Source organism: Micromonospora sp. NPDC051227, assembly GCF_044455385.1.
Taxonomy (GTDB): domain Bacteria; phylum Actinomycetota; class Actinomycetes; order Mycobacteriales; family Micromonosporaceae; genus Micromonospora.
Genome location: NZ_JBITET010000028.1, coordinates 1 through 7,899 on the forward strand (window position 1 = coordinate 1; position 7,899 = coordinate 7,899).

Annotated in this window: 11 protein-coding genes; 4 read left to right on the forward strand and 7 right to left on the reverse strand. The window is 65.7% G+C overall.

The window, feature by feature from the left end; translation table 11 throughout:
- On the reverse strand, window positions 1-315 hold a 315-nt coding region (locus ACIA47_RS32410; protein ID WP_396712243.1), incomplete at its 3' end, for a hypothetical protein.
- 527 nt (window positions 316-842) lie between these two features.
- Window positions 843-1,904 (reverse strand): hypothetical protein, encoded by a 1,062-nt coding sequence (locus tag ACIA47_RS32415; RefSeq protein ID WP_396712245.1) that lies wholly within the window; start codon window positions 1,902-1,904, stop codon window positions 843-845.
- Between the two features lie 252 nt (window positions 1,905-2,156).
- Here ACIA47_RS32415 and ACIA47_RS32420 point away from each other — a divergent pair, with 252 nt between their 5' ends.
- On the forward strand, window positions 2,157-2,582 hold the full coding sequence (locus ACIA47_RS32420; RefSeq protein ID WP_396712247.1) for a hypothetical protein: 426 nt from the start codon (window positions 2,157-2,159) through the stop codon (window positions 2,580-2,582).
- Here ACIA47_RS32420 and ACIA47_RS32425 read toward each other — a convergent pair.
- Complete coding sequence (locus tag ACIA47_RS32425; protein WP_396712249.1) at window positions 2,558-2,935, reverse strand: hypothetical protein; 378 nt, start codon at window positions 2,933-2,935, stop codon at window positions 2,558-2,560. The genes ACIA47_RS32420 and ACIA47_RS32425 overlap by 25 nt on opposite strands.
- Window positions 2,936-3,154: 219 nt before the next feature.
- Window positions 3,155-3,544, reverse strand: coding sequence for a hypothetical protein (locus ACIA47_RS32430; protein WP_396712251.1), 390 nt, complete (start codon window positions 3,542-3,544; stop codon window positions 3,155-3,157).
- A gap of 149 nt (window positions 3,545-3,693) precedes the next feature.
- Between ACIA47_RS32430 and ACIA47_RS32435 the strand changes: the two genes are divergently transcribed.
- The 3 genes from ACIA47_RS32435 (at window position 3,694) to ACIA47_RS32445 (ending at window position 6,095) form a co-directional block, all read left to right on the forward strand.
- The gene (locus ACIA47_RS32435; protein ID WP_396712253.1) at window positions 3,694-4,458 is read left to right on the forward strand and encodes a GntR family transcriptional regulator; all 765 of its coding nucleotides are present in this window, start codon (window positions 3,694-3,696) and stop codon (window positions 4,456-4,458) included.
- 274 nt (window positions 4,459-4,732) lie between these two features.
- Window positions 4,733-5,053 carry a hypothetical protein gene (locus ACIA47_RS32440; protein WP_396712255.1) on the forward strand — a complete coding sequence of 107 codons (321 nt, stop codon included), beginning with the start codon at window positions 4,733-4,735 and terminating at the stop codon, window positions 5,051-5,053.
- Window positions 5,054-5,564: 511 nt separating this feature from the next.
- Entirely contained in the window at window positions 5,565-6,095 is a 531-nt protein-coding gene (locus tag ACIA47_RS32445; RefSeq protein WP_396712257.1) for a hypothetical protein, read from the forward strand.
- Between the two features lie 88 nt (window positions 6,096-6,183).
- On the opposite strand, the gene ACIA47_RS32450 is transcribed toward ACIA47_RS32445, so the two are convergent.
- From ACIA47_RS32450 to ACIA47_RS32460, 3 genes are all read right to left on the reverse strand, one after another.
- The gene (locus ACIA47_RS32450; RefSeq protein ID WP_396712259.1) at window positions 6,184-6,522 is read right to left on the reverse strand and encodes a hypothetical protein; all 339 of its coding nucleotides are present in this window, start codon (window positions 6,520-6,522) and stop codon (window positions 6,184-6,186) included.
- The gene (locus tag ACIA47_RS32455; RefSeq protein ID WP_396712261.1) at window positions 6,519-7,163 is read right to left on the reverse strand and encodes an AAA family ATPase; all 645 of its coding nucleotides are present in this window, start codon (window positions 7,161-7,163) and stop codon (window positions 6,519-6,521) included. Before ACIA47_RS32455 ends, ACIA47_RS32450 begins: the two co-directional genes overlap by 4 nt.
- A gap of 53 nt (window positions 7,164-7,216) precedes the next feature.
- Window positions 7,217-7,899: hypothetical protein (locus ACIA47_RS32460; protein ID WP_396712264.1), on the reverse strand; the 683-nt coding region annotated here is incomplete at its 5' end.

Sequence of the window (7,899 nt, forward strand, 5' to 3'; positions counted from 1 at the left end):
AAGTCCGGCGCCCACCCATGCCGATGCGCGAGCGCGAGCGCCAGGCGTCCGGGAGACACCGTGCGGCGGAACCATCAACAGGTGGAAGTGCGGTGCGCCCCGCCGCTGGAACTCCAACTTCCACACAGCGGTGATGTCCTGATCCCACGCCTTGACGTACCGCTTCCGCAGGGCCTGGAGGTGACGCTTCGCCGCCTTCCCGTCCGGCGCGACGGTTAGCCAGTCTCCGGGGTAGGTAAGGGTCACCATGGCCGGCACGCGGGTCGGGTCGGCCAACATCGGGTGGTAGTCCAGTTCGCACAGGGCCCGGACCATGTTCGCCCTGCTCTTGCGGGACCATCCAGTGATCTCCCGCGTGGGGTCCGACTCCGGGATCTCTTCACCGCGTGCCAGGTATGTGGCCGCCTGATCCGCCGAGGTCTGGCGAGCCTTCAGGGCCCGCTCGTAACGACGCTCCCGGCGAGCCAGGTCGGGGTGCTCAATGGCGAGGGAGCCGGCAGCGATGACGATCCGGGGTCGGGGGCCTTCTTCGCCTGACCAGGCCGGACGGGCGTCGAACATGCGCGCCGCGAGGTCCAGGCCGTCAGCATGGGGGAACCGCGGCGTCCACCAGGCGACAGCCGAATCAGGGGCGGTATCCGGTGGGGAATGATGCGGCGACCCTGGAGGGTCCGCTACTCTGGCAACAAGCATGTAGGGCTCCGCGTGGTCTGGTAGCTGCGGCGGGGCCGATCGAGGGGCCAGCGCGCCAACGCTGGCCCTTCAACCTTTTCTGGCCTGTGGTGCACCTTGGCCGAGTCCGCCGCTAAGGTCACGTCGACACACCGCACGGATGATCGCGATCAGGCCGCACGCGCCACATCGGGACGACGGTGGCTGTCGAGGTCGACCACGTTCGAGCCCTGCGCCGTGGTGACGTACTCGATCAGCTCGTCAATATCGGCATCGGTGACGTGACCCAGGCGAGCCCGAACCGTCGACCGCGCACCGTCTTCGAGGCTGAACAGCACGCCCGGCTGCGTCTCGCTCACCTGGTGGCACAGCGCCCCGTACTGAACGGCATCCTCGATCAGCGCGGCCTCGGTGTGAGACTCGGTCGGGAGCCGCAGCGCGATCCGCCGCGTGAACAGGTCCCTGACGGTGAACACATCCTTCGTCGGTTCCTGGATGGCGCCCACGATGATGTACCCGGCGGCCCGGCCCTGGGTGAGCAGCAGACCTAGCAGATCTTCAATCTTCGACCGGGTCGACCGAGACCAGTACTTCAACAGCGGGGCCAGCTCGTCAATCAAAATCAGGGTCAGCGGCCGAGTCGTCGACGGCACGAAGTCACGCTCACCGGACGACGCGTCACGCTCGTTCGTAAGGCCCATCTCGACGACCAGGCGGATGAGCAGGTCGACCACTTCCGACTCAGTGACGGCGTAGTCGCCTTCCTCGAACAGGGCCCGCGCCCGACGAAGCTCCTTGGCCTTGGGGTCGATGCCGACCAGGCGCACAGTGCCGTCCACGATGGCCGGCGCGATCCCGCGCAGGACGTTCCACTGCAAGCCCGCCTTACCGGCCCCGGTGCTACCGGCAATCGACGTGTGGCCTCCTAGGATGCTCACGCAGTAGGGCGACTCGAACTCGTCGACGCCAACCGGCACCGCGCGCCAGTCGATGTGGGCGGTGACCGCAGGGATCGGCGTGGCCGGTACCGACTCGATCAGCGGGTCACGGCGCATGAGGTCGATGCCGACCTGAGCGGGCTCGATCTCGCGGACGGCGATGCGGCGAGCACCGAAGGCACCGCGCAGCTTCTCGGCAGCCTGCCGGAACTGCTCCAGCTCCTGGCCCACCTCCATGCGGACCACCAGACGATCCCAATACGGAGTGGTGGCGACCTTGACCAGGCGCGGCACGTGCCGATCCACATCGTCCGCGACGAACAGATCACACCGGAACATGACCCGGTCCCAGACCCGGCGGTATGCCCACCAGCGACGCCACCAGGTACGCGCCCACGTCAGCGCGAACGCCTCGAAGGACGGCCGGTGAGCAGCGGACCAGGTGGACGTGAGAACGAAGACGCCGACCAGAGAGGCGAGCACCATCCGCCAGCCGATCCAGGCGATAGCACCACCGAGAGCGGCCGTGGTGAGAGAGGTACGCGGGTGCAGCACGATCTGCACCGTCAGCCAGGCAATGAGCTTGGCGAGCTGCTTTGCCAGCCACACCAGCAGCTTTCCGACGAGCGAGAACATGAAGTCACCGACAGACCGGCGGTAGCGAGCCATGAGAACACTCCTGAAGACATGCAGCGGGGAGCCACCGAAGGCGTAGGTGGTCGGTGGCTCCCCGCTGGGGAATGGTTACCGCTTGAGAGTGCGAATGTGCGTGTCGAGGGCTTCACACGCGACGGCAGCCCCGTCGATGTCCTTCTGAAGCCCAGCCATGGATTGCGTGGTGCCGAGGCCCGCACCGAGCTCCGGATCGAGAACCGCACCGGCATCGATCAGCCGCTGAATCCGCTCGATCTGAACGTCGACCTCGTCGACGAGTCCGCGAAGGCTGCTCACGAGGTCAACACCCCCTGGTAGTAGATCCGCGACCGGCTGAAGGCGTAGAACTCGTCCGCCGCGACAGTCGACGCAATCGCCGCTTCCTTGGTCAGCCCTAGGGCCTCGTCGACCAACCGCGCATTCGTGGCCCGGCCCCTGTCGTCGACCCGGCCAACCTCGCGCTGGAGTGCCGTAACGACCACGGCCAACCGGCGCATAGCGTCGGCGATCGCCCGGCGACGCAGCTTCATCTCCCGCAACTTGCGGTAGAAGGTCATCCGGTCCTCGAAGCCGACCCGCGCGTCAACCACTCGGTTGGCCAGCAGTCCCGCGACCTGCCGCTTCCGACGGGCCTTCCGCTGACTCTTCGTCTCGAAGTTCGCGCCCCGCACGACCCTTCCGGTCTGTGCGGCCTGGCGAACCCGTGCCCGACTACTTGCCACGTCCGTTCCCCTTCTCGTGTTCCGAGATCCACGCCTCTGCGCAGACCTTGTGACACGGCACCCCCCGAGGGCTGCGACAGATCGCCGGTTTGCCGCAGATCACGCATGGCTCGGACGGTCCGGCGCTCCCGGTTTTCGACCAGTCGAGGGAGGGCACCGCGTCACCACCTAGGCGGCCTTACCGCCGGCCGCAGCCAACGCCCGGATCTCCTCGGCCCGGTACCAGACCTGCACCCCGATGACCCGCTCCTCTCCCGTTTCGGGGTTGCGCTTCGTCTTCTCCATGACCCCGATCTCGAAGCCGACCAACTGCACCGGCGAGTACGGGGCCAAGTTCTCCGCCGGCCGCTTGTGAGAGGCCACCCCGACCTTCAGCACCGCGTTCTGCGGCCGACCGAAGGCGTCTCGCGTCATGGCCACACACTGGATGTCCCACTTCGGGGTGCCGTCCTTCGTGGTCTCCTGCCGGTCCGACTTGAACGCCGTCTTCGGGTCGCACGACAGGAAGGCCACACCCTGAAAGGTCGCGGCCTGATCGATCTTGAAGTTCGTGAACACGGGACTACCTCCCACGCTGAGCCACCTAGGGCTGATTCACGTTGTCCCATTGTCCCGGGACAACCTTGATGAGACAATGTAAGCACACCCGGGACACCGGACACAAGAGGTCTCCCGGGACAATCGTCCGGACATGGGGAGTGGCAGGCATGAGTGCAACCGGAGAGGTCGAAAACGACCTTCGGCGCAGGGTCGAAAACGGCGAGTTTCAGCCGGGTACACGGCTGCCACGACTGGCTGACCTGATGGCCGAGTACGGCATGAAGTCGCGTAGCGCGATGGATCGAGCACTGCGCGCCCTGGTCGCTGAGGGGCTTCTGACCATCAGGCAGGGATCAGGGATCTACGTTCGCCAGCGTCACGTTGTGCAACGAGACTTCATCGCTGGACTTCGGATGGAGTACGCCCAAGCGATCCGCGACGAAGTGACAGAGGGCGGTCTCTTCGAGGCGATGACCGGCACCAAGACGGAAGTCAGTACCTCCTACGAACTGATTGACGCCGATTCACGAGTCGCTGAGCTGTTGAAGATCGAAGCGGGGACGCCCTTGCTCATGCGTACTTTCCGTTACACGATCAACGGACTGACTCACCAGGTGTCTAGGTCCATGATGTCCACCGACCTTGCTCAAGCCGCGGGGCTTTCCTCGCCCAGCTCAGAGCGACCGGGCGTCGGTACGATCATGCAGTTGCGGAGAGCTGGCAGAACACCCAATCGGGCTCAGATCATGCTCGAAACGCGAATGCCGTCGACCGTAGAGCGAGATCAACTCGACGTAGGCCGAGGGACGCCGATCTACGAGCACTGGCGGGTGTTGAGCCAGGACGGCGAACCTCTTGAGGTCTCGACCGCACTCGTCCCCGGTGACCGAGTTGCCTACGTGCTCAACGTCGACTTGACGGCCGCGTCGTGAGTCCGGCGATGTGGTCTTGGATCGCGGCGTCAGTCTCGGTCGCTGGCCTATGGATCAGTGGCATCAGTCCTCGGTACGGCTGGATCTACGGCATCCTTTCCCAAGGCGTTTGGTCCGCATACGGACTTGCCACCGACCAGCCAGGCATGATCGCTCTGTCGGTTGCCTTCGTAGCGATCTACACGCGGAACCTTTGGCGGTGGCGCGGAACCAGGTTCCAGCCGGCATCCAAGGCTGTAGCCGCTGCGGCACCCAACGGAGCGGAGCAGGTGTCATGACCGACTTTCCGACCCCTCAGGATGATCGAGCCGTCCGGCGACGCGCACACGTCGCAATGACCCACATGTACTACGCAATGCAAGACGTGATCCGAAGGCACTTCGATGAGGACGGCCTTTACCAGGAGCCAACCGGCGTCAGCGATGGCGGGGACAACACCGGCATGATTCGGGCCGCAAACAACGAAGTGCTTCAGCGCCTGGTCGACGAGGTCGAAAACACGCGGGTCAAGCTGACGGCCATCCTTCAGGAGATCGACGATTACAAGCGCGACGTCTACGGATCGAACTACAACCCACCGCCACCCAAGCTCTGAGTTTTTGCAGGTCCCGGACTGCCCTCGCGGATGTGGGGGCAGTTTTGGCGCATATAACAAGCCCAGGCCCGAGGCCGCTCGTGGTGGCTGGTGGGCCGGCCATCGGCGGGCACCCCAGAGGGGCCCCACCCGCCGCCGCCGGCCCACGCCACGCGGGTGGTTGTGGTTGAAGTTCCTTTGCCTCCGGCGGGGATCTTGCACAGAGATGGCCGGGGACCGTCCGGGCGGCTGAGGTAGTCGGTGGCTGGGCGGGTCGCCATCTCCACCCTGAGTCCAGGCAGAGCCGAGCAGACCTGCCCTCCGGTGCCAAGGTCGTTCGTCCGGTGGGGCGCTCCACCTTGTCACCGGAGGGCAGGCCCGCTCCACGGTGTGTGGACTCAGCGCGGAGATGGCTTCTGGGGCCCCGTGTGGTTGGAAACCCTCAGTGGTTACTGAAGTACTGAGGTACTGAGCTACTGAAGTACTGAGCAGGGGTATCCCTGTGGAAGTTCCATGCGGCTATCGTCGATGAATGACCTTGGGGGAGGGACCGCGTCGACGTCGGCCACGACGCTGGGTGATCTATCTGGCGATCGGGCTAGCCCTCTGCGTCGGCGGTCCGGCTGTCGCTGGTGTGAGTTGGTTCGCCGTGAAGACGGCGGAAGCCGGCCGAGGGGAGTCCTCGCCGGATGCTGCCGCACACGTCTTCATGCTGGCGCTGTCGTCCGGGGAGGAACTCGGGCTGCGGGCAGTGCTGGCACCGCAGCGGCGAGACGAGCTGCTCGGCGAGTGGCGCGACATCCGGCGCGACATCACGCGGACCGACCCACAGCCATCGAAGGTCAGCGCGGGCGTGTTCGACGTCGAGGACCAGGGCGACGACCGGGCCCAGGCGGTGACTCCCGTTCAGGCAATCTGGTGGGGCGATGATGGCCTGTCGATGACTGGCACCCCGCACCCGTGGAAGTTCGAGGTACGCCGCGACGGTGGCGGTTGGCGGGTCTGGAGCGTCGACCCGTACCCCTGGTGCGGTGGCCACGTTCGCGCCGACTCCTGCCGATGAGCGCGAAGTTATCCGAGTATTGACCCGACGCAGACTGAAGGGCCGGGCCCCTGAGCAGGGAATCCGGCCCTTCTACTGAAGTACTGAGTTACTGAGTCGCGTTGCGCAGGTCCTGTTGGATCGCGGCGGCTAGTTGGTCGTCGGCCAGGAGGCGACGCACGAGCGCCGTCATGACTTCCTGCTTGCTCAGGCGAGCGCGGCCAAGCGTGACGGCAGCGTCGTTGATCCAGGCTTGCAGTCGGCGATGCTGGTCCGGCGCCAAGTCGACCGTCGACCGAACGGGCTTGGCAAGCGGTGCAGCCACGGTCGGTATGTACGTCTCTGCGGGAGCCGAGGGGGTCACCGCGGATTGTGCCGGCAGTTTGGTAGGCGCGGTTCGCGCCGCCACGCGGGCAGCCTTGGCTCGCAGCTCGTCAGCCTTGCTCATCCGATGATCTCCTGAAGACGCGAGAGGTCCAACAGTTCCATGGCAGCGGCACCATAGGGCGTGTCCAGGGCCCCGGACATCGGATCGCCCCACGACTGGGCGAAACGCTCCAGAGAGCCAATCTGAGCGGTCAGGACGGTCACGCCGTCATCGGTGATGAGTTGCCGATAGACCTGCGTCGAGGCGGCACGGGGCTTGACCCGGGTCAGCAGCACTGCGTGGATCGGGGGCTTTCCGTCCGGGCGGACGGCGGCCACCTCGTCGACGAGTTCGCGCACCGCCGGCAAGCGGTCGTACTCGATGGGCGTCGGGGCCATCGGGACCAGGACGTGAGTCGCGATCCGCATCGCCGACGCCACGGTGCCACGCTGAGCCTTCATCGGGGGAGTGTCGATGACGACCACGTCGTATCGGTCGCCCACCACATCGGGAAGCTGCTTGTGAAGGTTAGACACAGGCATGGTGATGACCGGCCAAGGAAGATCACCAGCTACCTGCCAGCCCTGCAAGCTCTCGTTCTCGCCGTCCGCATCGACACCGAGCGTCCTCATGCCGGCCTCATGGAATGCCTGCGCAAGGTGACCGGCGGTTGTCGTCTTCGTCGACCCACCCTTGAGATTGACCACAGCGATGATCAGCATCCACTTTCCTCCATCGGGTATCTACTGACTTCAGTGTATCAGTAAGTACTGAGCTACTGAAGTACTGAACCGTCCCAGATGGAGAGGGCCCGAGATAGGGACATTGCGAAGGTCTGTCCGTTGTTGACCGACACGAAGCCTCGTCCGGTGCCGAGTCGGCGCACACGTCGACGGACCTTGCGAAGCTGCACCGCCGGCAGTTGCTCAACGAGCTGCGCGCCGGCGAGCCCCTGAACGATGGCTTGCTCGGAGCGGACCCGGCCGCCCTTGGTTCGCGCCACGGTGACCTGACGCGTGGTGCCCTGGGCGCGGGCCCAGCGGCGGATGATGCGCGCGGCCCGGTCGGCCTGGTCGTGAGTGACTTCAACGGCGATCGCGACTCGCTCAAGCTTCCAGTAGCCCCAGAACCGACCCGGGCCCTTGCCTGGCTCCTGCCACGGTTCCGGCACGCAGTTCTGGTACTCCTTGGCGCTGAAGCTGCCGTGTTTGGTGAAGTACACCGCGACCCGCTTCGGATCGGTGACCCGGAGTCCTTCCGCGTAGTCGACGCCCGTGCCGGCCAGCTGGTGACGCTCCCGCTCGGTCGGGTCGGGGTGAGCAACGATGTCCGCCCACACCGCACTGAGCCATTGCCGGAAGGGAAGTCCGGCGCCCACCCATGCCGATGCGCGAGCGCGAGCGCCAGGCGTCCGGGAGACACCGTGCGGCGGAACCATCAACAGGTGGAAGTGCGGTG

What these genes read in the sequence shown, in the direction of transcription:
- ACIA47_RS32435 (WP_396712253.1), top strand. Translation starts at nt 3,694, where the DNA reads ATGAGTGCAACCGGAGAGGTCGAAAACGACCTTCGGCGCAGGGTCGAA.
- ACIA47_RS32450 (WP_396712259.1), bottom strand. Translation starts at nt 6,522, where the DNA reads ATGAGCAAGGCTGACGAGCTGCGAGCCAAGGCTGCCCGCGTGGCGGCG.
- ACIA47_RS32445 (WP_396712257.1), top strand. Translation starts at nt 5,565, where the DNA reads ATGACCTTGGGGGAGGGACCGCGTCGACGTCGGCCACGACGCTGGGTG.
- ACIA47_RS32455 (WP_396712261.1), bottom strand. Translation starts at nt 7,163, where the DNA reads ATGCTGATCATCGCTGTGGTCAATCTCAAGGGTGGGTCGACGAAGACG.
- ACIA47_RS32440 (WP_396712255.1), top strand. Translation starts at nt 4,733, where the DNA reads ATGACCGACTTTCCGACCCCTCAGGATGATCGAGCCGTCCGGCGACGC.